This window comes from Streptomyces sp. NPDC090045 (assembly GCF_044747975.1).
In the GTDB taxonomy this organism is placed as follows: domain Bacteria; phylum Actinomycetota; class Actinomycetes; order Streptomycetales; family Streptomycetaceae; genus Streptomyces.
Genome location: NZ_JBIVFA010000006.1, coordinates 183,869 through 209,755 on the forward strand (window position 1 = coordinate 183,869; position 25,887 = coordinate 209,755).

General features: G+C 72.3%; 23 protein-coding genes. 8 read left to right on the top strand and 15 right to left on the bottom strand.

Annotation, left to right across the window (positions count from 1 at the left end):
• Positions 1 to 20 precede the first annotated feature (20 nt).
• The 14 genes from ACIPYQ_RS18460 to ACIPYQ_RS18525 all read right to left on the bottom strand — a co-directional run bounded on the left by ACIPYQ_RS18460 (position 21) and on the right by ACIPYQ_RS18525 (position 17,403).
• Positions 21 to 1,373 carry an MFS transporter gene (locus ACIPYQ_RS18460; RefSeq protein ID WP_401252231.1) on the bottom strand — a complete coding sequence of 451 codons (1,353 nt, stop codon included), beginning with the start codon at positions 1,371 to 1,373 and terminating at the stop codon, positions 21 to 23.
• The gene (locus ACIPYQ_RS18465) at positions 1,370 to 2,620 is read right to left on the bottom strand and encodes an acetyl-CoA carboxylase biotin carboxylase subunit family protein (protein WP_401252234.1); all 1,251 of its coding nucleotides are present in this window, start codon (positions 2,618 to 2,620) and stop codon (positions 1,370 to 1,372) included. The genes ACIPYQ_RS18460 and ACIPYQ_RS18465 overlap by 4 nt, the downstream gene beginning before the upstream one ends.
• A 141-nt stretch (positions 2,621 to 2,761) precedes the next feature.
• Positions 2,762 to 3,139 carry a Rieske 2Fe-2S domain-containing protein gene (locus ACIPYQ_RS18470; protein WP_401252237.1) on the bottom strand — a complete coding sequence of 126 codons (378 nt, stop codon included), beginning with the start codon at positions 3,137 to 3,139 and terminating at the stop codon, positions 2,762 to 2,764.
• Entirely contained in the window at positions 3,130 to 4,545 is a 1,416-nt protein-coding gene (locus tag ACIPYQ_RS18475; RefSeq protein ID WP_401252239.1) for an iron-containing redox enzyme family protein, read from the bottom strand. Before ACIPYQ_RS18475 ends, ACIPYQ_RS18470 begins: the two co-directional genes overlap by 10 nt.
• A 64-nt stretch (positions 4,546 to 4,609) precedes the next feature.
• Complete coding sequence (locus ACIPYQ_RS18480; RefSeq protein ID WP_401252242.1) at positions 4,610 to 5,701, bottom strand: 50S ribosomal protein L11 methyltransferase; 1,092 nt, start codon at positions 5,699 to 5,701, stop codon at positions 4,610 to 4,612.
• A gap of 250 nt (positions 5,702 to 5,951) precedes the next feature.
• A complete protein-coding gene (locus tag ACIPYQ_RS18485; RefSeq protein ID WP_401252244.1) occupies positions 5,952 to 6,767 on the bottom strand; it encodes a 2OG-Fe(II) oxygenase in 816 nt (271 codons plus the stop codon).
• A gap of 28 nt (positions 6,768 to 6,795) precedes the next feature.
• A complete protein-coding gene (locus ACIPYQ_RS18490) occupies positions 6,796 to 7,350 on the bottom strand; it encodes a methylated-DNA--[protein]-cysteine S-methyltransferase (RefSeq protein WP_401252246.1) in 555 nt (184 codons plus the stop codon).
• Positions 7,351 to 7,547: 197 nt separating this feature from the next.
• Positions 7,548 to 8,765: a chorismate synthase gene (gene aroC, locus ACIPYQ_RS18495; RefSeq protein WP_401252249.1), complete on the bottom strand. Its 1,218-nt coding sequence runs from the start codon at positions 8,763 to 8,765 to the stop codon at positions 7,548 to 7,550.
• Entirely contained in the window at positions 8,762 to 9,994 is a 1,233-nt protein-coding gene (locus tag ACIPYQ_RS18500) for an FAD-dependent oxidoreductase (RefSeq protein ID WP_401252252.1), read from the bottom strand. The genes aroC and ACIPYQ_RS18500 overlap by 4 nt, the downstream gene beginning before the upstream one ends.
• Positions 9,991 to 11,268, bottom strand: coding sequence for a 3-phosphoshikimate 1-carboxyvinyltransferase (gene aroA / locus ACIPYQ_RS18505; protein ID WP_401252254.1), 1,278 nt, complete (start codon positions 11,266 to 11,268; stop codon positions 9,991 to 9,993). Before aroA ends, ACIPYQ_RS18500 begins: the two co-directional genes overlap by 4 nt.
• Entirely contained in the window at positions 11,265 to 13,433 is a 2,169-nt protein-coding gene (gene tkt / locus ACIPYQ_RS18510) for a transketolase (protein WP_401252257.1), read from the bottom strand. Before tkt ends, aroA begins: the two co-directional genes overlap by 4 nt.
• A 142-nt stretch (positions 13,434 to 13,575) precedes the next feature.
• On the bottom strand, positions 13,576 to 15,471 hold the full coding sequence (locus tag ACIPYQ_RS18515; protein ID WP_401252260.1) for an anthranilate synthase family protein: 1,896 nt from the start codon (positions 15,469 to 15,471) through the stop codon (positions 13,576 to 13,578).
• The gene (locus ACIPYQ_RS18520; protein ID WP_361752857.1) at positions 15,468 to 16,136 is read right to left on the bottom strand and encodes an isochorismatase family protein; all 669 of its coding nucleotides are present in this window, start codon (positions 16,134 to 16,136) and stop codon (positions 15,468 to 15,470) included. Before ACIPYQ_RS18520 ends, ACIPYQ_RS18515 begins: the two co-directional genes overlap by 4 nt.
• 94 nt (positions 16,137 to 16,230) lie before the next feature.
• On the bottom strand, positions 16,231 to 17,403 hold the full coding sequence (locus tag ACIPYQ_RS18525; RefSeq protein WP_401252263.1) for a 3-deoxy-7-phosphoheptulonate synthase: 1,173 nt from the start codon (positions 17,401 to 17,403) through the stop codon (positions 16,231 to 16,233).
• 245 nt (positions 17,404 to 17,648) lie between these two features.
• Here ACIPYQ_RS18525 and ACIPYQ_RS18530 point away from each other — a divergent pair, with 245 nt between their 5' ends.
• The 7 genes from ACIPYQ_RS18530 (at position 17,649) to ACIPYQ_RS18560 (ending at position 22,979) form a co-directional block, all read left to right on the top strand.
• Entirely contained in the window at positions 17,649 to 18,137 is a 489-nt protein-coding gene (locus tag ACIPYQ_RS18530; RefSeq protein WP_361752861.1) for a PhzA/PhzB family protein, read from the top strand.
• Between the two features lies 1 nt (position 18,138).
• A complete protein-coding gene (locus ACIPYQ_RS18535; protein WP_401252266.1) occupies positions 18,139 to 18,474 on the top strand; it encodes a hypothetical protein in 336 nt (111 codons plus the stop codon).
• 44 nt (positions 18,475 to 18,518) lie between these two features.
• Positions 18,519 to 19,352, top strand: coding sequence for a PhzF family phenazine biosynthesis protein (locus tag ACIPYQ_RS18540; protein ID WP_401252269.1), 834 nt, complete (start codon positions 18,519 to 18,521; stop codon positions 19,350 to 19,352).
• Between the two features lie 10 nt (positions 19,353 to 19,362).
• On the top strand, positions 19,363 to 20,025 hold the full coding sequence (gene phzG / locus ACIPYQ_RS18545; RefSeq protein ID WP_401252272.1) for a phenazine biosynthesis FMN-dependent oxidase PhzG: 663 nt from the start codon (positions 19,363 to 19,365) through the stop codon (positions 20,023 to 20,025).
• A 14-nt stretch (positions 20,026 to 20,039) separates the two neighbouring features.
• Positions 20,040 to 21,317 (top strand): flavin-dependent oxidoreductase, encoded by a 1,278-nt coding sequence (locus ACIPYQ_RS18550; RefSeq protein ID WP_401252275.1) that lies wholly within the window; start codon positions 20,040 to 20,042, stop codon positions 21,315 to 21,317.
• Entirely contained in the window at positions 21,314 to 21,667 is a 354-nt protein-coding gene (locus ACIPYQ_RS18555) for a nuclear transport factor 2 family protein (RefSeq protein WP_401252278.1), read from the top strand. Before ACIPYQ_RS18550 ends, ACIPYQ_RS18555 begins: the two co-directional genes overlap by 4 nt.
• A gap of 166 nt (positions 21,668 to 21,833) precedes the next feature.
• On the top strand, positions 21,834 to 22,979 hold the full coding sequence (locus ACIPYQ_RS18560) for an IS701 family transposase (RefSeq protein WP_401252281.1): 1,146 nt from the start codon (positions 21,834 to 21,836) through the stop codon (positions 22,977 to 22,979).
• Here ACIPYQ_RS18560 and ACIPYQ_RS18565 read toward each other — a convergent pair.
• Positions 22,955 to 24,925: a helix-turn-helix domain-containing protein gene (locus ACIPYQ_RS18565; RefSeq protein WP_401252284.1), complete on the bottom strand. Its 1,971-nt coding sequence runs from the start codon at positions 24,923 to 24,925 to the stop codon at positions 22,955 to 22,957. The genes ACIPYQ_RS18560 and ACIPYQ_RS18565 overlap by 25 nt on opposite strands.
• 320 nt (positions 24,926 to 25,245) lie before the next feature.
• Here ACIPYQ_RS18565 and ACIPYQ_RS18570 point away from each other — a divergent pair, with 320 nt between their 5' ends.
• Positions 25,246 to 25,881, top strand: a complete 636-nt coding sequence (locus tag ACIPYQ_RS18570) for a class I SAM-dependent methyltransferase (protein WP_361752878.1) — start codon at positions 25,246 to 25,248, stop codon at positions 25,879 to 25,881.
• Positions 25,882 to 25,887: the final 6 nt, after the last annotated feature.

Consider the following 25,887-nt stretch of genomic DNA (forward strand, 5'->3'; position numbering starts at 1 on the left):
GATACGGGGCGGGGAGGGGCTCAGGGGGTTTCTGCGGTTGCCGGTGCGGCCGGGCCGGAGGTCGCCCCGGTCGGCTCGGCGGGACGGGCCTCGGCCGGACCGGACCCGGCGGGACGGGCGTCATCGGACGCGGCGGCCGCCTCCTTGTCGGCGGCGGCCGGCTCCTTCATGCCGAAGAGGATGGCGACGACCGCCACCGCGGTCAGACCGCCGCACAGCCACCAGACGGAGGCCGCCGACGCCTGCCAGGCGGCGATGCCGATCACCGGGCCGACCGCGTAGCCGATCTGCATGGGGAACGCGCAGGCGGCGATGTACCGGCCCCGCAGGTGTGCCGGGGCCACCCGGCCGGGCCAGGCGGAGGCGGTCGGAGTGCCGATGATCTCGCCGATCGTCCAGACCACCGTCGCCACGACGAACATCGCCATGCCGGGGCCGGCCACGTACAGGTTCATGCCGACACCCACCAGACCGATGCCCAGGGCGACCGCGACCCGGGCCGGGAGGTGCTGCACGTACTTGGTGAACAGCAGTTCCAGGCAGATGACCATGGCCGCGTTCAGCGACAGCAGGACCGAGTAGAAGGTCGGGCCGTGGCCGTCGGCCTTGAGCTGGAGCGGCAGGGCGGAGGTGTGCTGGATGTAGACGACGGCGTTGAGGAACAGCGCCAGCAGGAACAACAGGTAGCGCTTGTCCTGCAGCACGGCCAGGTACGACCGGCTGCCCTCCTCCGGCTTCGGCCCCGCGGAACCGGCGGTCGTGCCGGTGCGGACCAGGACCAGCGCGAGCAGGGCGAAGCCCGCCTGCGCGCCCGCCTCGGCGTAGAACATCAGGTTGTACGAGTAGGTGATGAGCAGGGCGCCGATCAGCGGGCCCGCGGTGGTGCCGAGGTTGAACGCCATCCGGTAGACGGCGAACACCATCACGTGGTGTTCCTCGGGGGTGGCCTCCACCAGCAGCGCCGAGGAGGCGGGCCGGTAGGCCTGGGCCACCACGCCGATCACCGCGGCCACCGCGATCACCAGGGGCAGGGTGTCGAGGTAGACGAGGCTGAGGGTGAGCAGGCTGGCGAACGCCATGGAACCGACGATGGTCCGCGCGTAGCCGATCCGGTCCGAGACCGAACCGCCGACCAGGACCCCGACGACCGAGCCCACTCCGTACGCGCCGAGCGCGAAGGCCGCCGCGGAGGTGCTGAAGCCCTTGTCGGTGAGGTAGAGCACCAGGTAGATCTGGAGGAAGGTGCCCAGCCGGTTGATCAGCATGCCGACCAGGACCAGCCAGATCGGGCCGGGGATCCCCCGCAGTGTCTCGGTGACGGAGGGCCGGACGGCCTTCCGTCCCTCCGGGGAGCCTTGTCCGGTGCTGCTCACGGAGCCGGCACCTCCACCGGCCGGGAGGCGACTTCCACGATCTCCGGGGTGCGCAGCAGTGCGGCGCGCGCCCGCTCGGCGGAGTCGGACAGGGCGATCACGCGGGCGTAGCGGGAGATGTAGCCGCGGGGCGGCAGGCGCAGCACCGCGCCCGGGTCGACCATGGGCTCCGCGCTGTGCACGTCGGGACCGAAGCGGTCCTCGTGGACGGTCACGGCCTCGATCTCGACGTCCTCGCCGGGGTAGAGGAACGCGATCGCGGCGGCCTTGCGGTGCCGCGCCGTGGTGTCCGGCGTGCGGCCCGCGGCGGTGTCGGCCGCCGCCATCGCGACGTCGACACCGGTGGCCAGGTGCCCGAGGTAGGGGATCATGTCGCCGCCGAGACGGGCGTTGACCTCCATCAGGCGCAGACCGCCGGCGGTGATGCGGAACTCGGTGTGGCTGACTCCCGTGTGGAAGCCGAGCGCGGCGTGCGCGGCGCGCAGCGCCTCCAGCAGTTCGGGGTCGGTCAGCAGCGGGTCGGCCCCGTCGACCTCGTGGCCCGTCTCCTCGAAGAAGGGCGCCAGGCCGACCTGCTTGCGGGCCACGACGAGCGGCACGCACGCACCGTCGAAGAAGACCGCGTCGACGCTGATCTCCGGGCCGTCGGCGTACTCCTCCACCAGGACCGACACGTCGAAGACGGGTACGCCGGGGTAGGAGGCGCCGGAGGCGGCCCGGTAGGCGTTCTCCATGTCCTCGGGGCCGTCGGCCCTGCGCACGCCCATCCCGCCGGCCAGGCCGCGCGGCTTCACCACGACGGGGAAGCCGATCTTCTCCGCCGCCTCCCGCGCCTCGTCCAGGGAGCGGACGCCGATCGAGACCGGCTGCGCGACCCCGGCCGCGTCCAGCGCGATCCGGGTGGCGTTCTTGTCCCGGCAGGCGGTGACCGCCTCGGGGGAGTTGCCGGGCAGCCCGAGCGCCTGCGCCACATGGGCGGCGGGCGTGACCAGTCCCTCGTCGTAACAGAACACCCCGGCCACCTCGTGCGCGGCGGCCACCTGACGGGCGGCCTCGACCAAGGCGTGCGGGTCGGTGTTGTCGACGACCGTGCTCCCCACCACGTACGGGTCCTCCCAGCCCACCGGTGCGGGCTGGAGCAGCCATAACGCATAGCGCCGGCTCACCGTCCGCAGGATGAACTCCCTGCTGCGCCGGCCACTGCTTCCGATCAGCAGCAGAAGGGGCTTCTCCCCGTCCCACGCCATGGTCCACTCTCCTCGTTCGTCGTCATGCGTACGGCGGGTGCGGTGCGAGCCCCTCACGGTCCCGTACCGCACCCGCCATCACCTGTAGAACACCGGCCGGGCCCGGGGCGTTGCAGCCCCCGCGGACTTGGCCGGAAGGGGTCAGACCGCCGCGCCCGGGCGGGCGAGTCCGGGTGACAGGGGCCGGTGTTCGCGGCTCGTGACGCCGCACGGACGGCTGGATTCCGCCGGCCGTCCGGCCGGCCGGCGGTCGGGGAAGACCGCGGTGACCCGGCTGCCGGTCCGTACCGCCGGGATCTCGGCGCGCAGCCGCGCGGCGGACGTCTTGCGGTCGTGCCAGGGGCAGACGAGCCGGGAGGCGTCCGGGGTCACACCGGCCAGGTGCAGCGGGCCGCCCCGGTGGGGGCATTCGGCGTTCATCACGAAGCCGCGGCCGTCGACCGTCGCGTACACGTACGAAGTGCCCGCGACGACCACGCAGTTCTCCCGTCCGGCGACGGGGAAGCTCACTACAGGCATTTCCGGTAGTCCCCCACCGAGTGGATCTCGTAGACGCACTCCTCGGACAGGATGTCGGCGCCGTGCAGCCGGTTGCGCCGGATGACGACGCCCTCTCCGGCCTCCAGGGTCAGCGAGGAGCCCAGCCCGCTCTCGAAGCGCATGGTGCCGGAGACGATGTGGCAGAGCTCGTCGCCCTCGTGGCAGTGGGTGTTCGACAGCTCGTTGAAGGGCTCGACCAGGTGCGCCACCGGCGCCTCCACCCGTCCCTCCCGGATCGCCTCGTAGACGCGGCCGTGCAGCTTCTTGAGCTCCGGCTGGTCGTCCATCCAGCTGATCTGCGCGCAGAAGTCCTGGTCGGCGACCTCCAGGAGCACCCGGTACTCCTCGATGCCCCGGACGATCTCGGGGATGATCCCCTCGCCGTGGGCCTCGATCAGCGGCGCGATGATCTTCTCGCGCGCCATGCGGCCGTGGTGCTGGTCGATGTGGACGTGCTCGGTGAAGTAGGTGGTGTCGACCGAGTCGCCGAAGACCCCGTGCAGCAGCCGGTCGGCGCGCCGGCAGAAGTCGACCAGCGAGCTCTCCGTGTAGAACAGCGCGCCCACGTAGCGGAAGAACAGCTCGTGGTTCTTGCCGAGGTAGTGGAAGTAATTGTTCAGCAGCAGGCTGCTGTTGAGGTAGTACTGCCAGTACCGGTGGAGGTCGGCCTCGAGGCCGACGGACTCCAGCGTCCGCTCGAACAGGGTGCTGTGCTTGGTGTCGTGGACGCCGTAGCCGTACTCATCGATGACGACCTTGAACCACTCGGACTGGACGGGACCGTAGTAGCCGAGCACGTTGCGGATCATCGGCGACGCCTCGGAGAGGAAGTCGGCGGCGAACTGCACCAGCCACATGCGCGCCGCGCGCTCGGGGTCGGCGGAGCCGGTGATGGCCTGCTCCACCGGCGTCCGCTCCTCGCCGCCGCCCATGTCGAGGGAGTCCAGGTAGCTGTCGAGGCTGGCCCTGGTCCACTTGCCCGAGGTCTCGACCTCGTCGTCGAGGAAGCCGAAGGCGTACCGCTCCAGGGCGGGGCGGACCCGCTCGCCGAGCGCCCGGTTGGCCGGGCTGTAGAAGGCACGGAAGTCCTCCTCCTTGCCCTTGAGCCCGGACTTGGGGAAGAACACCAGGTCGGCCTCGTATATGGAGGTGAGCAGGCGCTGCACGGCCAGGCTGGTGTAGTCGAGGATGTTCTCCCGGCCCGGCACCTTGTCGAAGTCGAGGTACGGGAGCACCTGCGGCCGCAGCTGGCGCCGGTACGGGTTGTCGTGGTTCTGCCAGTCCGTGTTGTCGAGGAAGATCGGATTCGTGGCGTACTGCACGATGGCGTCGCGCAGGGCGGTGCCGCTGAGCTCGAACGGGATGTGCTCGGGTACGTGACTCATTGCGTGCTCCTTGGTCCGGATCGCAAGACGTGCGGCCCTGTGCCTGGTGGGCGGGCCGGGTGGGTCAGATGTGCGCGCTGAGGGAGAAGTCGCTCCAGCGGAGGCGGACGGGGACCGTCTCACCCGCCTTCACCTGCACCGGCTTCTCCAGGGGGACCCATCCCTGCATCCAGTGCGAGCGGGTGTCCTCCGGGGAGTTGCGCAGCGTGGTGCCGTTCCCCATGTCCAGTTCGAACCAGACGACGAGGGCGTGCGCCTCCCCGTCGGCGCTCGGGACGAGGTCGACCGGGCGCTCGCCCGGCTCCAGGTCGTCGTCGGCCAGGTCGAACGCCAGCACCTCCGCGGTGTCGGACAGGAACCGGTGGGGCCAGGTGTTGAGCCGCACCGGGAGGTGACCGCGGGTGGCCAGCACGTTCATGAGGGAGACGTCGAAACCCCCGGCCGTCGTGACCTGGTTGAGCCGCAGGATGTCCTCGCTGCTGACGAGACGGCCGTGGAGCCGGCCCGCCGAGGGGAGCATGATGCCGTCGGGTTTCAGCAGGTGCCGGCGCGCGTGCCGGATCGACGGCAGGAGGCCCTCGCCGATGAGACCGCAGTCGACGATCTCCGAGATCAGCACGTCCACCGGGCCGTCGAGGTCACGGCCGATCTCCAGCAGGTTGGAGGGCTTCCCGATCACCGTGATGACGTCGCCGAACCCGTGGGCGTCGACCACCTGACGGGCGACCTCCGCGAGCATCGGGTTCATCTCGCAGGTGATCACGCGGGCCGCTCCGGCCCGCGCCGCGGCCATGGCCAGCAGCCCGCTCCCGGAGCCGATGTCCAGGACGGTGGCCCCGGCCGGTATGCCCCGCTCCAGGGCGCCGACGAGGGCCTCGTTGCGCTCGACGTCGTTCAGCATCGCGAAGTGCCAGCGGGGCACGGTTCTGCGGGCGATCTGACCGAAGACCTCGGAGTCGGTGGCCGCGCCTCCGGCCGGCGTCGCGAGCAGCGCGGACGCCTGATCGGCGATCTCGTTCATCTGCTGCGCCAGCGTCTGCAGCGAGGCCGTGATCAGGCGGTGCTGCGAGCTGGCGGGCGCCGGACCCGGACCGCCCGGTCCCGGATCGTGCCCCGTTGTCGCGCCCCCTGCGCCTTGGACCTGGACCTGCTGCATGTTCGCTCCTCCCGTTGAACCGCCGGATCAACCGTGGTGCACGAGCGGCGGGCAAGATCCCCGCGCCGTCGCTAGGTCGACCGTACGGAAGGTCGGTGGTGCGAAACTCCAGCGATCCTCCAGTCGTACCGGCGGTTCTCCCAGGCATTGGATCCTGGTGGGTAGGGGTTGACCTGCGAACGTGTCAGTGCTGCCGGTTCACTGGAAGCAGGCGGCAGAAACCGGGTCCCCGCGCCGGTTGATTCCGCCGCTACCGGGCGTCGTGGAAGATGACGCCCAGCACGTGGCGCTGACCGCTCGTCACGGAGCTCACCCCGTGCCTCAGGGTCACCCGGCTCCAGCCGCGCACCGAGCGCACCGGGCGGTGGCTGACCGTGAAGATCATTCCCTGGCCCTGTACGGGCCTCTTGACGAGCGGGCGGGACTGGGCCCGCGGGCGCTGCTCGACGAAGACGCTCTCTCCGCCTGTGAAGTCCTCGTCCGGCCGGTCGAGCATGATCGCCACCTGGAGCGGGAAGGTCAGGTCGCCGTAGACGTCCTGGTGCAGGCAGTTGTAGCCGCCCCGCCCGTACCGGAGCAGGAGCGGCGTCGGGCGGTGCTGCCCGGCCGCCGCGCACGCCGCGATCAGTCCGTCGAATTCGGGGGCGAACGCCGGCTGCCCCAGGCGCCGCGCCCAGTCGTTGGCGATTCCGGCGAGCGGCGGATACAGCTGCTCCCGCAGGTTCTGGACGAGCTCGGGCAGCGGGTGGGAGAAGTAGCGGTAGAGGCCCTCGCCGAAGCGGTGCCGCGCCATCGTCACCGTGCTGCGGAACGCGCCGGGATCGTCGAAGAGCTCCCGCAGGTCCGCGCACTGCCCGGCCGTCAGCAGCGGCGGCGTCAACGCCACTCCCTCCCGGTCCAGTTCGGCGGCCAGCGTCCGCCAGTCGAGGTTCTCCAGGGCCGGCACGTCGCCCTTCGCCGCCGCGCCTTCCGGTAAGGACGTGGGGGAGGCCGGGGTGGAGGCCGGGGTGGAGGCCGGACCGGGCAGGTCGAAGCCCGGAAGCTGCGGTGGCTCGTGGACGCTCACGTGCTCTCCTTTCTGTGGCGGGGGAGGGTCAGTGCGCGGGCCGTGCGCCGGCCGCTTCGAGGGCGAGCAGATCGCGCTTGGCCTCCGGCCCTCCCGCGTACCCGCTGAGACTGCCCGTGGAGCCGATGATCCGGTGGCAGGGCAGCACCACGCACAGCGGGTTCGTGCCCAGCGCCGTGCCGACGGCCCGCGCCGCCCGGGGGCGGTCGAGCGCCTGGGCCAGCTGCCCGTAGGTGGCGGTCCGCCCGTACGGGACGAACTCGGCGAGCATCAGATTGGTGCGCCGGCTGAACGGGGTGGCCAGTCGCAGGTCCACCGGCACGGTGAAGGCACGGCGCCCGCCGCTCAGGTAGGCGTCGATCTGCTCCCGGGCCTCGTCCAGCACCTTGAGCCCCGGCGCTCCGGCCTCTCCCGGCTCCACCGGGCTCAGTCCCGCCCGGCTCAACCGCTCCGCCGCCGTATCCGCCGTGCCGTAGCAGCACAGCACGAGCGCGTCGTCCGTCGCTGCCAGCACGAGCGACCCCACGCGCGTGGCATGGAACGCCACCGTGGCGACGCCGGTGGCAGGGCTGGTGGTCGGCATGGCACGACTCCTTCGTTCGTCAGATCCTTGTGCAGCGCGCTCGCGTCCCGCTCGGGAAACACACGATGCGGCCGACGGTAGAAACACCGCCTCCGCGCGAACAGTTGCGAAACGCACCGCAAAAGGTCCCCCGCCCCGCGTTTGCGCAGGTAGAGGGACCTTTGAGCAGATCGAGCAGGTCAAGCAGATCCAGCAGGTCAAGCAGGCAGGGCCGTCACCGCCCCGGCGCGTACGCCGGGGCGGAGGTGGGCCAGGTAGGACCGCACGTTGCGGCGGGTCTCGGTGACGCTGTCGCCGCCGAACTTCTCCGCCACGGCGTCCGCCAGCACGAGTGCGACCATCGTCTCGGCGACGATGCCGGCCGCCGGGACCGCGCACACGTCGGAGCGCTGGTGGTGCGCCCGGGCCGCCTCGCCCGTGGTGACGTCCACCGTCGCCAGGGCGCGCGGCACGGTAGCGATCGGCTTCATCGCGGCTCGTACGCGCAGCAGCTCGCCCGTGGTCATCCCGCCCTCGGTGCCGCCGGAACGGCCGGACGCACGGCGGATGCCGTTCTCGGTCGGCACGATCTCGTCGTGCGCCTTCGAGCCGGGCGTGCGGGCGAGCTCGAAGCCGTCGCCGACCTCGACGCCCTTGATGGCCTGGATGCCCATCAGTGCACCGGCGAGCCGGGCGTCGATGCGGCGGTCCCCGTGGACGTGGGAACCGAGGCCGACCGGCACTCCGTAGGCGAGCACCTCCACCACGCCGCCCAGGGTGTCGCCGTCCCGGTGGGCCCGGTCGATCTCCGCGGTCATCGCCTTCGACGCGTCCGCGTCCAGGCAGCGCACCGGGTCCGCGTCCAGCCCCGCCTCGTCGGCGGGGGTCGGAAGGACGCCGTACGGAGCCTTGACGCCGGCGAGCTCGACGACGTGCGAGACGATCTCGATGCCGGCCGTCTCCTTGAGGTACGACCGCGCCACCGCTCCCAGCGCCACGCGGGCCGCCGTCTCGCGGGCGCTCGCCCGCTCCAGGACGGGGCGCGCCTCGTCGAGTGCGTACTTCTGCATGCCCGCCAGGTCGGCGTGTCCGGGACGGGGCCGGGTCAGCGGGGCGTTGCGCGCCAGCTTCGCCAGTTCGGCGGGGTCGACCGGATCGGCGGCCATGACCTGCTCCCACTTCGGCCACTCGGTGTTGCCCACGAGTACGGCGACCGGTGAGCCCATCGTGAGACCGTGTCGCACGCCCCCGAGGAAGGTGACCTCGTCCCGCTCGAACGCCATCCGCGCGCCGCGCCCGTGGCCCAGCCGCCGCCGGGCCAGCTGGTCCGCCACCATCTCCGTGGTGACCGGCACACCGGCGGGCAGCCCCTCCAGGGTCGCCACCAGCGCGGGTCCGTGCGATTCCCCCGCCGTCAGCCAGCGCAGCCTGCTCAAAGTCCTTCTCCCTCGGTGAAATCGCGTGTTCCGTACAGCCAGGCGCACCGGTCGTACAGCTCGTCCAGGGTCATCGCCGCCAGCATCGCGTCGCGCGCCCCGGCCGCCTCGCCCGCCGGGTGGAAGAGCCGCGCGCCCAGCTCGCGTGCCACCAGCTGGGTCTTGGCCGTACGGGCCCGCCGCGCCGCGTTGTACTCCGCCAGGCGCCGGGGCGCGTCCCGCCCGTCGCAGTCGAGCAGTTCACCGAGCACCGCGGCGTCCTCCAGCGTCATGGACACGCCCTGGATCGCGTACGGCAGCATCGGGTGGGCGGCGTTGCCGAGCAGCGCGACCCGGCCGTCGGTCCAGCGGTCGACGGGGTCGCGGTCGCAGAGCACCCACGTCCGCCACTCCTCTCCCAGCTCCAGCAGCTCGCGGGCCGGGTCGGCCAGCTCCGGGAACTCGGCCAGCACCTGGGACTTCTCCAGCGGCAGTCCGACGGCGGCCTCCGGCGCGCCGTGGTCGTGGGTGGCGGCGAGGTTCAGGTACTCAGCGCCGTCCGCCGTGCGGTGGACGAAGTGGACGACGTGCCAGCCCGGGCCCGCCCAGGCCGTCACGCCGTCGGGTGACAGCTCGGCCGGAAGGTGCTCCTGCGCGATGCCTGCGAGGGGGACGACCGAGTGGTAGATGGTGTGGCCGGAGACCTTGGGGTCACCGTCGCCCACGAGCCGGCGGCGGACCGCCGAGCGGATGCCGTCGGCGGCGATCAGCGCGGAGCCCGTGAAGCGGCGGCCCGCGGCGGTGACCGCGGTGACCCGGTCCGGGGTCTGCTCGTACCAGGCGACCGGCTCGGCGGTGAGCAGCTCGATGCCGGGGGCCGCGCGGCAGGCGTCCAGCAGTGCCGAGTGGAGCTCGCCGCGGTGCAGGACCGCGTACGGGTTGCCGAACCGCTCCTGGTAGCGGCCGGTCAGGGACATGGCGGCGATCCGGTCACCGGTCGTGGCGTCCATGAGGCGCAACTCGTCGGTGAAGCGGGCGTGCCGGCGCACCGCCCGGACCACCCGGTCCACCCCGATCCGGTCGAGAGCGTGGAACGCGTTCGGTGACAGCTGAGTGCCCGCGCCGGGTTCGGCGATGTCGGCCCGGCGCTCCAGCACGGTCACGCGATGCCCCCGGGCGGCGACGCTCAGCGCCGTCGCCAGGCCGCCGATGCCCGCGCCGACGACCAGGATGCGATCGGCCTCGCTCACGTCAGGACCTCCTGGGGGAAGAGCCGGGTCAACTCGGCGTGGAATCCGGGGAACGTCTTGCCCACGCACGCCGGATCGTCGAGCGTGAGGCGGCCCGGAGCGCGCAGCCCCAGGACCGAGAACGCCATCGCGATCCGGTGGTCCCGGTGGCATGCGATCCGCGCCGGCCGGACCACCCCCGTCCCCGCTCCGGTTCCCGCTCCCGGGTACACCGTCAGCCAGTCGCGGCCCGTCTGCGTCACCACCCCGCACGCGGCCAGGTTGCCGGCGACGGCGGCGATCCGGTCCGACTCCTTCAGCCGCGCGTGCCCGATGCCGCGGATGGTGATGGGCGAGTCGGCGAGCGGGGCGATCGCGGCCAGCGTCATGAACGTGTCCGAGATCGTGCCCATGTCGACCTCGAAGCCGCCGCGCAGGGGGCCCGTTCCGGTGACCGTCGTCGAGTCCGCTCCGATCTCCACCCGGGCGCCCGCCCTGCGCAGCGTCTCGACGAAGCCGAGGTCGCCCTGGAGGCTGTCGCGGCCCAGACCCGGCACGGTGACCGTGCGTCCGGTGACGGCCGCGGCCGCGAAGAAGTACGAGGCCGTGGAGGCGTCCGGCTCGATCACCAGGTCGGCGGCGGTGTAGCCGCCGCCCGCGGTCGCGATGACGCCGGGCGCGTCCTCGTCGACGCGCGCGCCGAAGCGGCGCATCAGCGCGAGGGTCATGTCGATGTACGGCCGGCTGACCAGGTCCCGTACGGTCACGGTCAGCGGGTCGGCCAGGAGCGGCGCCGCCATCAGCAGCCCGCTCAGGAACTGGCTGCTGAGCCGGCCGTCCACGGCCAGTTCGCCGCCGCGCAGGCCGTCGGCGTCCACCCGCAGCGGCAGCCCGCCGGCCCCCTCGGTGCTCACCTTCGCCCCGAGGGCGCTCAGCGCATCGGCCAGCGGGCGCAGCGGGCGGGCCCGCAGCTGTTCGGATCCGTCGAAGACGTACGTGCCCCGGCCCGTGGCGGCGAACGGGGGCAGGAAACGGGCCGCCGTCCCGGCGTCGGCGCACCAGACGCGGGCTCCGGCCGTGGGGCCGCGCCCCGCTCCGGTGATCTCCCAGGACGTTCCGTGCTCCGACACCCGTACGCCCAGGGCCGTCAGCGCGTCCCGGAAGGCCACCGTGTCGTCGCTGACCAGTGGGGCCCGCAGGGTGCTGGTGCCGGGCGCCGCTGCGGCCAGCAGCAGGGCCCGGTTCGTGATGCTCTTGGATCCCGGGATCCGGGCCGTGAGCGGCGTGGCGCTCATCGGGCCCGTCCCCGCGTCGGACCGGCGGCACCCGGACCGGCCGCCCCGGCCGCCCCGGCCGCCCTGGCCACGCTCGCCCGGACCGCCTCCGCCACGCGCTGCCCGGTCAGGCCGTGCCGCTCGTACAGGGTGCGGAAGGGCGCGGACGCCCCGAACCCGTCGATGCCGACGGCCTCTCCGGCGTCGCCGGTCAGGGCGTGCCAGCCGAGGGTGGAGCCCGCCTCCACGGAGACCCTGGCGCGCACCCGCGGCGGGAGTACGGCGTCGCGGTACTCCCGGCTCTGCTCGGCGAACCACTCCAGGCAGGGCAGCGACACGACCCGGGTCGGCGTCCCGTCCTGTTCCAGGATCCGGCGCGCCTCCAGCGCGATGTGCACCTCGCTGCCGGTGGCCATCACGATCGCCGCCGGCTCGCCGCCCGCCGCCTCCGCGAGCACGTAGCCGCCGCGGGCGACCGCATCGGGGCCCGGGTCGGGGAGCACCGGGACGTTCTGCCGCGTCAGACAGAGCCCCGCGGGCCGGTCGCCGCGGGCCAGCACCGCCTGCCAGGCCGCGGCGGTCTCGTTGGCGTCGGCGGGACGGACCACGTCGAGGCCGGGGATGCCGCGCAACGACCACAGGTGCTCGACGGGCTGGTGGGTCGGCCCGTCCTCGCCGAGGCCGATGGAGTCGTGGGTCCAGACGAAGGTGACGGGCAGCTTCATCATCGCGGCCAGCCGCACGGCGGGCCGCATGTAGTCGGAGAAGACCAGGAAGGTGCCGCCGTAGGGGCGGGTGCCGCCGTGCAGTGCGATGCCGTTGAGCACGGCGCCCATGCCGTGCTCGCGGATGCCGAAGTGGAGGGTGCGGCCGTAGCGGTGGCCGGGGAACGCGTCGGTGGCGAACTCCTCGGGCACGAAGGACGGTTCGCCCCGCATCGTGGTGTTGTTGGACTCCGCGAGGTCGGCCGACCCGCCCCACAGCTCGGGCAGTACGCCCGCCAGCGCGGACAGCACCTCGCCGGACGCCTTGCGGGTCGCCATCTCGCCGCCCGGCGCGAAGCCCGGCACCGCCTGCGCCCACCCCTCGGGGAGCCGGCGCGCGTCGATCCGGTCGAAGAGCGCGGCGTGCTCGGGCAGTTCGCCGCGCCAGTCCTCGTACCGCTTGTCCCACGCCCGGCGGGCCGCCCGGCCGCGCTCGGCGACCAGGCGGGTGTGCGCGAGCACGTCGGCGGGCACCTGGAAGGAGGCCTCCGGGTCCATCCCCATCGCCGCCTTGGTGGCCGCCGCCTCCTGCGCGCCCAGCGCGGAGCCGTGGATCTTCCCGGTGTTCTGCCGGGTGGGGGCGGGCCACCCGATGACGGTGCGCAGCGCCACGATCGACGGGCGACCGGTCTCCTCGCGGGCGGCGTGCAGGGCGGCGTGCAGGGCCGGCACGTCCTCCTCGTACGCCCCGTGCTCCCCGTCCGCGCCGCCCCCGGTCCAGTCCACGCGCTGCACGTGCCAGCCGTACGCCGCGTACCGCGCGAGGACGTCCTCGGAGACCGCGATGGACGTGTCGTCCTCGATCGAGATCCGGTTGTCGTCGTAGAGCACGACGAGGTTGCCCAGCCGCTGGTGGCCCGCGAGCGAGCTGACCTCGTGGCTGATGCCCTCCTCCAGGTCGCCGTCGGACGCGAACACCCAGACGGTGTGGTCGAAGACGGAGGTGCCCGGCGCGGCGTCCGGATCGAAGAGCCCGCGCTCGCGGCGGGCGGCCATCGCCATGCCGACGGCGTTGCCGAGCCCTTGGCCGAGCGGGCCCGTGGTGGTCTCGACCCCCGGGGTGTGCCCGTACTCGGGGTGGGCCGGGGTGAGGCTGCCCTCGGTGCGCAGCGCCTTGAGGTCGTCGAGCTCCAGGCCGTAGCCGGAGAGGTAGAGCTGGGTGTAGAGGGTCAGGCTGGAGTGACCGCAGGACAGCACGAAGCGGTCGCGCCCGGCCCAGCGGGGGTCGGCGGGATCGTGCCGCAGCAGGCGCTGGAAGAGCAGGTACGCGGCGGGGGCCAGGCTCATGGCGGTGCCCGGGTGGCCGTGGCCGGCGCGCTCGACCGCGTCGACCGCGAGGGCGCGCGCGATGTCCACGGAGCGCCGGTCGAGATCGGTCCACTCGAAGGGAGGGGGGCTGGGGGGCGACTGGGTGGGGTTCACCGGCCGGTCAGGGCTCCTTCGTAGGTGAGGTGCGGGGGTCGGCCCGGCAGGCGTGCGGGGCGTGCGGGAGGTGCGGGGCGTGCCGGCCCGGGCCCGGGGCCGGGGCCGGGGCCGGGGCCGGGGCCGGGCCAGGGGACCGCCGTCAGGACGGCTGCCGGTCGCACGAGCGCACCACCCCGGTCAGCAGGTCGCCGGTGATCCGTACGCCGTCCGCCGTGAGCACCGACTCGGCGTGGAACTGCATCGACGCGAAGCCACGGCCGCGCAGCGCGTGCACCTCGCCGGTCGCCGTGTCCCGGCTGACCTCGACGACACCCAGCTCCGGGTGGCTGAACTTGTCCTCGTCGCACCGGACGGCGAACGTGTTGTAGAAGCCGACCCGTTCGCGCGCGCCGAACAGGTCGATCTCCTTCGCCACGCCCTGGTTGGGCACGTCCCGGGGAGCCGGTTCGAGGCCGAGCAGCATGGACAGGACCTGATGGCTGAGGCAGACGGCCAGGAAGGGCCGCCGCTCGTCGAGGAGCTGCGAGAGCGCCGACCGCAGATGGGCGATCTTGGGGTTCCCGATGTCGCGCGGATCGCCGGGCCCCGGTCCCATGACGACCAGGTCGTGGTCGTCGAAGTCGTACGGCTCGTCGAAGCGGCTGACCGTGACGCGCAGCCCCATGGCGGTCAGCTGGTGGCCGATCATCGAGGTGAAGGTGTCCTCGGCGTCGACGATCAGCACACTGCGCCCGGCGAGTTCGGCCACCGTGTCGGACCGCTCCCCGGACTCCCGCAGCCAGAAGCCGGCGATGGCGTCGTTGCGCCGCTCCAGCGCCTCGCGGACCTGGGCGTGCCCGGCGAACCGGCCCGTGCCGCCCGCCGCCAGCGCGGACAGCAGGCCCGCCGCCTTCGCCCGGGTCTCGGCGACCTCGCTCACCGGGTCGGAGTGGCGGACCAGGGTCGCGCCGACGCCGATGCTCAGCCGGCCGGAGTCGCTGATGTCGGTGGTGCGGATGAGGATGGCCGAGTCCATGGTGCGGCCGCCGCTCCCGTCCCGGCCGATGAGCGCCATGACCCCGCTGTAGTAGCCGCGGCCCTCCGGCTCGTACCGGTTGATCACCTTGCAGGCGCTCTCCAGCGGGCTGCCGGTGACGGTGGGGGCGAACATCGTCTCGCGCAGGACGTCCCGTACGTCGTGGGAGGTCCTGCCCTCGATGAAGTACTCCGTGTGCGCGAGACGGGCCATCTCCTTGAGGTAGGGGCCGACGACCCGCCCGCCCCCCTCGCAGATCCGCGCCATCATCTTGAGCTCTTCGTCCACGACCATGTAGAGCTCGTCGGCCTCCTTGCGGTCCGCCAGGAAGGCCATCACGCCCGGCAGGTCGGGTCCGGCGGCGGGGTAGCGGTACGTACCGCTGATGGGGTTCATCACGGCCGTGCCGCCGTGCAGGCTGACGTGCCGCTCGGGGCTGGCGCCGACGAAGGTGCGGCCTCCCACACGGACGAGGAAGGTCCAGTACGCGCCCGACTCGCGCTCCAGCAGGCGGCGGAAGAACGACAGGGCGCTGCGCGGCGTGTAGTCGCCGATCTCCGCGACGAACGACCGCTTGATGACGAAGTTCGCGCCCTCGCCGGTGCCGATCTCGCGCTCGATGACGTCCCGCACGATGGCGGCGTACTGGTCGTCGTCCACGTCGAAACGGCCGCCGGACAGGGTGATCGGCTCGTCGGGCAGCCGCCGCAGGGCGTCGGCGAGCGGCGCGGTGCCCTGCTCGGCGACGGCCATGGTGATCAGCGGTTCGCCGTCGTCGGTACTGGCGAAGCCGCGTTCGGAGATCTGGCGGTACGGGATCACGGCGAGCACCTCGTGGCGCCCGGCGGCACCTTCGGCGGGCGGCTCGTCGGCCAGCGGGATGCCGGCCAGCGTCTCCACCGCGGAGACCTCGCCGATCAGGACTTCGAGCACGTCCCGGCCTGCGGTCTCGGGCCGGTGGAGCAGGGCGTACGCCGCGGGCGGCGAGGCCAGCACCCGGCCCAGCAGGTCCTCGCTCATCGGCCGCCGTCCTTGGTCGGGCCGGCCGCTGCGAGGCCGGTGAGCACCGACTTGGCGGTGGTGACCACCGCGCAGCGCTCGGCCGCGTAGTCGAGTGCCAGGTGGTGGTACTCCTGCGAGAAGTCGGCGACCGCGTCGGCGACCAGGAACGGCCGGATGTCGTTGGTGAAGGCCTCGACCGCCGACATCAGGACGCCCACGTGGGCGTACACGCCGCAGATGATCAGCTGGTCGCGGCCGTGCGCGCGCATCCGCTCCAGCAGGTCCGACTTGAAGAAGGCGCTGTAGCGCCATTTGGTGAACACCCAGTCGGCCGGAGCGGGTGCGAGCTCGTCGACCACCTTGCGGTCCTCGGCGGACACCTTCATGCCCGGACCCCAGAAGTCCTTGAGCAGACCGCGCTCCTGGTCGGTCATGCCGCCGGGCTGGGCGGTGTAGGCGACCGGAACACCGAGCGCGGAGCACTGCTCGCGCAGCAGCGCGGCGTTGCGCACCAGGTCGCTGCCGGGGGACTGGTCCTGCGGGAACGGCCGCAGGAAATAGCGCTGCATGTCGTGGACGAGCAGCACCGCCCGGTCCGGGTCGACGGTCCACTGTGCGGTGTTGGCCGGAAGGTCGCCCTCGGAGGGCATCGGGTAGGGGTCGATGGGCGGAATTCCCCCCATGGCTGTCCTTTCGCTCGGAGTGCGCTGGATGGCTGCGGACGTACGGGACGGCCGTACGGCGGTACGGCGTACGAGGTGGCGGTGGCGGTGCCGGTCAGCCGAGCCAGGCCGAGGCCACCGCGATCGCCTGGCCCGGGTTCAGCCGCGGGTCGCAGAAGCTCGTGTACTTGTCGCCGAGCCGGTGCATCCGCTCCACGTCGGTGACGCACTCGGTGACCTCGTCGGGAGTGGTCTCCAGGTGGATGCCGCCGGCGACGCCGCCCGCCGCGGTGACCGCGCGCTGGAACTCGACGACCTCCCGTACGACGGTCTTCACCAGCCGCGTCTTGAGCCCTTCGGGGCCGCTGACGGTGTTGCCGTGCATGGGGTCGGTCAGCCAGACGACGGGGTGGCCGGCCGCACGGGCCGCCTCGACCAGGCGGGGCAGGCGCTCGCCCACCAGGTCGGCGCCCATGCGGGCGATCAGGGTGAGCCGGCCGGGCGTGCGCTCCGGGTCGAGCTTCCCGCACAGCGCCAGCAGCTCGTCCGGCGTCATCGTCGGGCCGACCTTGCAGGCCACCGGGTTGGCCACGGCGGCGAGCAGCGCGACGTGCGCGCCGTCCACCTGGCGGGTGCGCTCGCCGATCCACGGCCAGTGGGTGGAGGTGAGCAGCAGCCGGCCGTCGGACTGCCGGCGCGTCATCGGCAGTTCGTAGTCCAGCAGCAGCGCCTCGTGGCTGGTCCACACGGGGGTCTCGGGCCGGGTGCGCCGGCCCTCGCGGCTCCAGCCGAGGTATTCGAGGACGCTGCGGGACGATGCGTAGCCGGTCAGCATCCGGGTCGGGTCGGGCCTGCGCAGTTCGGGGTCGGGCTCGGGGGCGTTGACCATGTGGCCGCGGTACACCGGTAGTTCCACGCCGCCGACGGTCTCGGTGGGGTTGGACCTCGGCTTGCCGTACTGCCCGGCCATCCGGCCGACGCGCAGGACCGGCTTGTGCGAGGTCATCTTCATGACCCCGGCCAGCACCTCCAGCAGGCCCGCCTTGCGGGCGACATCGCTCTGGTTGCTCTCGGCCCAGTCCTCGGCGCAGTCGCCGGACTGGATGATCTGGACCTGGCCGGCGGCGGCCTCGGCGAGGCGGGCACGGAGCGCGTCGGTGTCGGCGGCGTCGACGAGCGGGGCTGCGGAAGCGAGTTCTTCCCTTACCCGTGCGAGTTCCGCGTGACCTTCCCAGTCCGGCTGCTGAACCGCGGGCAACGAGCGGAGGAATGCGTGGACATTGTTCACCTGATACCTCCCGGGGTGGATTGATGCCGTGAACGCCCACCGACTCTTACGGACTCACGGGAAGGACCAGAAGCCCCGCCGGCGGACTCCGTCAAATGCCGTCGCATTCTCGTTCCGACTTGACGGAGTACTGCTTTCGGCGTTGCGGAAGGCGGGCGCCGCGAAGAGAGTCCAGCGGTGCGGCGGCCCTCCGGGACGCGCCGTGGATCAGTCCCCCGACGTGTCCAGATATGTGGAGGTCAGTGATGTCCGAGACCGCGCGACCGCAGGCGTTCGCCGACGATGCGGAGCTCCGGCGCAACAACCGGGCGATCGTCGAGCAGTACATGAACACCCGTGGCCAGGACCGCCTCAAGCGCCATCTGCTGTTCACCGAGGACGGCAGCGGCGGTCTGTGGACCACCGACACCGGGGAGCCGATCGTCATCCGCGGCCGGGACACGCTCGCCGAGCACGCGGTGTGGTCGCTGAAGTGCTTCCCCGACTGGGTCTGGACGAACATCGAGATCTACGAGACCCAGGACCCGAACCGTTTCTGGGTGGAGTGCGACGGCGAGGGAAAGATTCTCTTCCCCGGCTACCCCGAAGGCCACTACAAGAACCATTTCATCCACGCCTTCGAGTTCGAGAACGGGAAGATCAAGCAGGAGCGGGAGTTCATGAACCCCAATCAGCAGCTGCGCGCACTCGGCATTCCCGTGCCGTCGGTGAAGCGCGAGGGAATTCCGACCTGACATGAAGGCCGACATCGCCTGGTGGGATCTGGGGGAATCCCCGGAGACGATCGAGTCCCTGCGCGAGCACCTGCGGGACGGTGGCGTGGACCCCTGGGCGGACGTGCCCGGGCTGCGCCTGAAGTTCTGGATGGCCGACGCGGACAACAACCGCTGGGGAGCGGTCATGGTGTGGGAGACCGGTCCGCCCGCGGACCGGCCGCTGCCGCCCAATCGCGCGGCCGAGCTGATCGGCTTCCCGCCCACGCACCGGACGCGCTTCGACATCGAGGCCACCGTCGAGGGCGTCCACTCCCTTCCGGTGCTGCACCGCCTCGGTCCGGCGCTCGCGCAATGACGCCGGCCCGGCAGACCCGCCGCACGACCTCTTCAGGAGAACCCATGCACGACTACATGGTTGTCGACGCCTTCGCCCGCAAGCCGCTCGAAGGCAATCCGGTGGCCGTCTTCTTCGACGCCGCCGACCTCACGGGCGAGCGGATGCAGCAGGTGGCCCGCGAGATGAACCTCTCCGAGTGCACCTTCGTCCTCCCCGCAGAGCAGGGCGGCGACGCGCGCATCCGGATCTTCACCCCGGTCAACGAGCTGCCGTTCGCCGGTCATCCCCTGCTCGGCACGGCGGTCGCCCTCGGCCTCACCCTGCAGCGGGACCGGCTGCGCCTGGAGACCGCCATGGGCGTCATCCCCTTCGAGCTGAGCCACGAGGAAGGGGCCACCGCCGTACGGATGCGCCAGCCCGTGCCGACCTGGGAGCCGTACGAGCACAGCGCGGAGCTGCTGGCCGCGCTCGGCGTCGACGACCCCGTCACCCCGGTCGTCGCCTACCGCAACGGCCCCCGCCACGTCTTCGTCGGCCTGGAGAGCGTCGAGGCGCTCTCCGCGCTGCACCCGGACCACCGCGCCCTGTCCGCGTTCCCGGACATGGCCGCCAACTGCTTCGCCGGTGCGGGTACGCAGTGGCGCACCCGGATGTTCTCGCCGGCGTACGGCGTGGTCGAGGACGCGGCGACCGGTTCGGCGGCGGGCCCGCTCGCGATCCACCTGGCCCGGCACGGACTCGCCGCGTACGGCCGGGAACTGGAGATCCTCCAGGGGGTCGAGATGGGCCGTCCCTCACTGATGCGCGCCCTCGCGGAGGGCGAGGGCGACACCGTCGGCTCGGCGCACGTCGGCGGCCACGGCGCCGTCGTCGCCCGCGGCACCATTTACGTCTAGAGAGGCTCCAGTGAGCACGACCACCAGCACCCCCGGCAGCAGCAGGTTCGAGTCCCTCAGCGGCGAGACCGACCTCGACTTCCCCGAGTACGACAACCCGGCGGCCGACCCGATCGAGCTGTTGCGGACCTGGCTCGGCCAGGCCGTCCAGCGCGGCGTCCGCGAGCCGCGGGCCCTCGCGCTGGCCACCTCGGACGCCCGCGGCCGCGCCTCCACCCGGATCATCGCGATCACCGCCGTGACCGACCGCGGCCTGGTCTTCATGAGCCACACCAGCAGCCAGAAGGGCCGCGAGATATCCGAGACCGGCTGGGCCTCGGGCCTGCTCTACTGGCGCGAGACCGCCCAGCAGATCAGCATCTCCGGTGCGGTCGAGCAGCTCGGCGACGCCGAGTCCGACGCCCTGTGGCACGGGCGCCCGGTTCCCATGCACGCGATGTCGACGGCCGCCCACCAGAGTGACCCGCTGGACGACGTGGCGGCGCTGCGGGCCACGGCCGCCCGTCTCGAGGCGGCCGGTACGCCGCTGCCGCGGCCGGAGCGCTTCGTCGGCTACCTGCTCGTCCCCTCGGCCGTCGAGTTCTGGGCGGCGAGCTCCGACCGGCTGCACCGCAGGCTCCGCTACGACCGGCTCGGCGCCGGGAGCTGGAGCACGAGCCGGCTGCAGCCGTGAGGGAGGACGGGCCCATGCACGTGGTCGTCATCGGGGGCGGGATAGGTGGTCTCACCACCGCTCTGGCCCTCCACGAAGCGGGCATCCGCGCGACGGTACTGGAGCGGACCCGCGAGATCCGGCCGCTCGGCGTGGGGATCAACCTGCAGCCGCACGCGGTCCGCGAACTGACGGAACTGGGCTTCGCCGACGAGCTCGCCGCCATCGGCGTGCCCACCGCGGAGATGGTCTGGGTCGACCGGTCCGGCCGGCGCCTGCACCACGAGGAGCGCGGCACCACCCGCGGGTACCGGTGGCCGCAGTACTCGGTGCACCGCGGTGAGCTGCAGATGATGCTCCTCGCCGCGGTGCGCGAGCGGCTCGGCCCGGAAGCGGTCCGTACCGGAACGGTCTTCGAGGACGTGCACGAGCACCCCGACGGGGTACGGGTCCGCGCCACCGGCCGGGAGACCGGCGAGGTGGTGTACGTCTCCGGGGACCTGCTCGTCGGCGCGGACGGCCTGCACTCGGCGGTGCGCGCCCGGCTCCACCCGGACGAGGGACCCCTGCGCTGGTCGGGGACCATGATGTGGCGCGGGGTCACCGAGACCGACGCGTTCCTGACCGGCCGCACCATGATCCACGCCGATGCCGGCCGGGGCGCCCGGCTGATCGCCTACCCGATCCGTACCGGTGCGGCGGGGCAGGGACGCTCGCTGACCAACTGGGTCTGCATGGTGTCGGTCGCCGAGCCCGGGCCCCTCGACGGGGCCGCGGGCTGGAACCGGGCCGGCCGGATCGAGGACGTGCTGCCCCACTTCGCCGACTGCGCTCTCGACTGGCTCGATGTGCCCGGGATGCTGGCCGGCGGCGGGGAACTCCTCGAGTACCCGATGGTCGACCGCGATCCGCTGCCGAGCTGGGGCGAAGGCCGGGTGACGCTCCTCGGCGACGCCGCGCACCCGATGTACCCGGTCGGTGCGAACGGCGCCTCGCAGGCCGTCGTCGACGCGCGCGTCCTCGCGTACGCACTCGCGACGCGCGAGGATCCGGTCGCCGCGCTGCGTGCGTACGAGGACGAGCGCCGGGCCGCCACCAGCGCCGTCGTGCTCGCGAACCGGCGGATGGACCGGTCCAAGCCCAGGAACCCCGCGCACGCGGACGGCTCGGGTAGCGGCCCGGGTGACGGCCCGGACCAGGGGATTTACACCAGGATCGCCAACACGTACCGGAACTCCACCGGAGACGACGTGGCCGAACTCAACGCGCGTGCCTCGCTGCACCCGCCGATCCGGAAGGGAACACCGGCATGACATTCGAGCCCAAGCCCACGGACGTGACCTCCACGTATTACGCGGCATGGAAGGTCAAGGACTTCGACACCCTGCGCTCGGTGCTCGCCGAGACCGTGGACTTCGTCGGCCCGTACGGCAGCGCGACCAGCGCCGACGAGTTCCGCGCGAAGATCGAGGTGGCCTCGGAGATCAACACCGACATCGTGGTCAAGAAGGTCTTCAGCGACGGACCCGACGTGCTCACGTGGTTCGAGATGCACACCAGCGTCGCCGAGCCGGTGCAGGTGGCCACCTGGAGCCATGTGGTGGACGGCAAGATCGCCCGCCAGCGGGTGGCCTTCGACCCGCGCCCGATCACCGGCCAGTGACCGGTGGTTCCCGTGTGACGGGACAATCACCGGGCCGTGCAAGGTAGTGGCCCCTGCACCTCGTCCCCGGCGTCCCGGTGCGGTCAGGCTTTTGAGGACAGCTCAAGAGAGTTGACGGGACAGTGCACGGAGGGGGGGTTCTGTGAGCGTTCACGCTGACGGGATCATGTCTGTACGGGAACTGCGGCGCGGGGCTTCGGCGTTGGGATCCGAACGGGAACAGGTGCTCCGGGACCTGAGCACGGCCCTGTTCGCCTCGCTCCCCCGCAGGGACCAGCGGCGCAAGGGCGAGCAGTACCTGCGCGGCCTGCTGGCCGCGCAGGGCCGCAGGTCCATCAGGAACGTCGCGGTCTGCCTCGGCGACCCGACGCTGGAGCAGAGTCTGCACCACTTCATCTGCAACTCCACCTGGGACTGGATGCAGGTGCGCGAGGCGCTCGCCGACTGGCTCGGCCAGGCGATCGGGCCCATGGCCTGGGTGGTGCGGCAGATGTCGATACCGAAGTCGGGCCGGCATTCGGTGGGCGTGGGCCACGGCCTCGACCTGCACCGGGACCAGCCCTTCCACGGGCAGCAGGCGTTCGGCGTGTGGGCCGCGTCCGAGCAGGCCAGTGCACCGGTGAACTGGCGGCTGCTGCTGGAGGAGGCACAGGGCGAGACGCAGGAGGAGTGCGCCACCGCCGCGGCCCTGAACTTCGCCCGCCTCCACGACGCGTCCCGCCGTCCCGTCGTGCTCGACACGCCCACTGGCGACCCGGAGGCCACGCTCCGGCGCTTCAGCGAAGCCGGCGTCCCGGTGCTCGTACGCACCCAGGGCACCGCACGGCTCACGGTCCGGGAGACGGCCCTGCCCGGATACGGCCACGGCGCGCATCCGGCCCAGCGGATCGTCGAATCGGTCAAGGGACTGCGCAGGCCCGCCGGATGGCGCGACGCGACGGCGCCCTCCGGCGTACGGCACGCACCGGCCGTGAAGGTGCGCGTGGGGCTGCCCGGCAGGAAGCAGGACCCGGCGGGCGGGCTCGTGCTCCTCGGGGAGTGGGGCGACCCCCGGCGTCCCGCCACCCGGCTGTGGGTCACCAACATGGCCAAGGTGCCCGCGTCGACGCTGCTGCGTCTGACGAAGCTCACCGACCGGGTGGGGCAGGACCTGTCGGGCTTCGGGGACCGGGCCGGGCTGCGGGACTTCGAGGGGCGGTCCCTGCGGGGCTGGCACTGCCACATCACGCTGGCGTCCGCCGCGCACGCCGTGGAGGTGTTGACGGCGAGCCGCAGCGGCAGCGCGCGCTACTTCCCCGGGATCCCGGCCTGAGCGTGCGACTCGCGCTGGCGCCGCAGGACGTCCCGGGCCCGCAGCACCCGCAGCGCGAGCTGCACCTCGACCGCACGGCCGGGCTTCTGCCAGCCGGGGCCGAGGAGTTCGGTGATCCGCTTCAGCCGGCGCGCGACCGTGTTGGGGTGGACGTGCAGTTCCTTGGCCGCGCCGGTCGGGCTGTTGCCGGAGGCGAAGTAGGCCTCGACGGTCCGGACGAGGCCGGTCGTGCCCCCGGCGTCGTGGTCGAGCACGGGGCCGATGGCGGAGGAGACGAATCCGTCGACGTCGTGGTCGTTGGAGAGCAGCAGCCCGAGGAATCCGAGGTCGCTCATCGACGCGGCACTGCCCGCACCGTCCAGGGCGATCAGGGCGTCGAGGCAGCGCAGTGACTCCTGGTACACCTTGGCGACCGAGGCGAGCCCGCCGGCGGGGCCGGAGGCGCCGACCGTGAGGGGCCGCCCCAGCAGCGGCGACAGTTCCTCGGAGACGGCCTTGGCGGCGGCCGAGGCGTCCGAGCCCGGCAGGAGCAGCACGATGCAGCCCCCCTGGACCGTCTTGAGCCCGGAGTGCCGATAGGCGTACGAGGAGGCCCAGACGACGGCCTTGCCGTGCTCGCCGCCCTCGGGGCGGGCCAGCACGACGACGTACGAGCCCTCCGGATCGATGCCCAACTGCGATGCCCGGCGCATGAGTTGGCGCCGGGCCCGCAGCGGGGAGACGAGGAGGTCGTCGAAGAGCTCGTCACGGACCGGCCCCGCGGCCACGGCCGCACTGCGCTGGACCACCAGCAGCAGCCCGACGGCCTGCCCGACGAAGCCGAAGAACCGCTCGGCCTCGGGGCCGGGCGGCTGCGTGACCTTGAGCAGGACGACTCCGAGGTACTCGGCCCCGGCGGTGACCGGGGTCGCCCACAGGTTCCCGGCGAGCTCGCCGGGACCGCGGAAGGCACGCGCCTCCAGCCCCGCCCGGCCGGTCAGCGCCTCCTTGAAGAGGCCCTCGGTCTCACCGGACGTCCCGGCGTCCGAGGCGGTGGACGTCAGGATCTGTCCTTGCGGGTCGCCCACCGCGAGCGTCCCGCCCAGCGCGTCGGCCGCCGTCTTCGCGAGGTCGTACAGATCGCCGCCGTCGAGCACCTGGGCGATCAGCCGGGACTGGACCTCGTTGAGATACGCCATCCGCGCGATGGTGCCCCGCGCCTCGAAGCCCGCCGACTCCAGTTCGGCGATCTCGGTCCGCGTACGGTCGAGGAGCCTGGCCTTCTCCAGCGCGACCGACGCGAAGTCCGCCAGGGAGCGCATCACGCTGATCTCGTCGGGCGTGAAGTGGCGTACGACCCGGTCCGCGCCGTACAGCGCGCCGATGGGGACGTCGCCCTGGAAGATCGGCACCGCCATGATGGCGTGCAGACCCTCGGCGCGCACGACCTCGTCGACGCCCTCCCCGTGCGGTATCCGGTCGTCGTTGAGGTAGTCCGCGGTCCAGAAGGGCGCACCCTTGTCCTGCGCCATCTCGCCGAGCCCGTGGCGCTCCTCCACCACGAGTCCGACGTTGAGCGCGGTCGTGTCACCGTCCGAGCTGTGGACGTACGAGCCGCCCACGGACCTGCGCAGACTGATGTAGGCCATGTCGAAGCCGAGCAGCCTGCGGGCCCTGCTGGTGATGACCTTCAGCAGGGTGTCCGGGTCGTACCGCGTGGTCATGTCGTGGACCGTGTCCACGAGGGCGGCCATGACCACCTCGCGCTGCCGGCGCTGGTTGGCGGAGGCGTGGATGCCCATCGCCAACTGGGTCGCCCGCTCCAGCTCGGCGAGCTGCTCCGGTGGCAGGTTCTGCCGTCGGCCGCGTTGCAGCAGGTCCTGGAAGTGACCCGGTGGCGACTCCTGCGCGAGCAGTTCCAGCACTGCCAGCGCCGGGGCGTCGGCCACCGCCTCGTCCTTAGCCATGATGCTTCCCCCGTGCTCTCGGCTCGCCGCCATCGTCGAACGTACGTTTCTCCCTAGGGCGGGTCAAGTTTCTGACCTGCGGATTTGCCGTGGTGAGTGTGGCCTCGGCATCACTTTCACGGTGGCGCGTGTTGTCCCGCCACCTTCCGTGGCCCGACCGGCTCGGGTAACGATTCAAGAAGGGCGTCGGCGGTAAGCGGCGCCCATCAGTGTGCAACGGGGGCACGATGACCGAGATCGAAAACATCAAAAGCCATGTGCGGTCACTGGAGCGGAGCCGAGCGGCGCTTTCGCACAAGGACCGGCCGCGGACCTTTCCCATGGCCGGCCGCGAATGGGATCTGCTGGACGGCGTGTTCGCACCGACGTTCACCGCATCGACGGGGGCGGCCATGGAGCTGCTCGGCCTCCTCGGGCCGGCCGGGCGGCCGTGGCACGGCTCGTTCCTGGAGATCGGATGCGGCACCGGCGTCATCGCCGTGTCCGCCGCGCTGGCGGGCTGCGATCGCGTGACCGCCGCCGACATCAGTGAAGCCGCCGTACGGAACACCGCGATGAACGCGGCACGGCACGGTCTGACGGACCGTCTGAAGACCGTGCACAGCGACCTGTTCGACGGACTCGGGACCGGCCGGGCAGCGGGTGAGCGGTTCGACACCGTCTACTGGCATTCCAATTTCGTCCTGGCCCCGCCCACCTACCGCTACGCGACGGTCCACGAGCGCGCCTACGTGGACCCCGGATACCGGGCTCACCGCCGCTTCCTCGCCGAAGCCCCTTCGTACGTGGCCGCCGGAGGCAGGATCCTGCTGCACTTCAGCGACCGCGGGGACATCCCGGCGCTGCACACGATCGCCGCGGAGTGCGGACGGGAGCTGCGGGTGCTGCGGACCCTCGTCGTCCGTGAGGACGAGGAGACCGTCGAGCACATGCTCTTCGAAATCACCGTCCGCTGAATCACC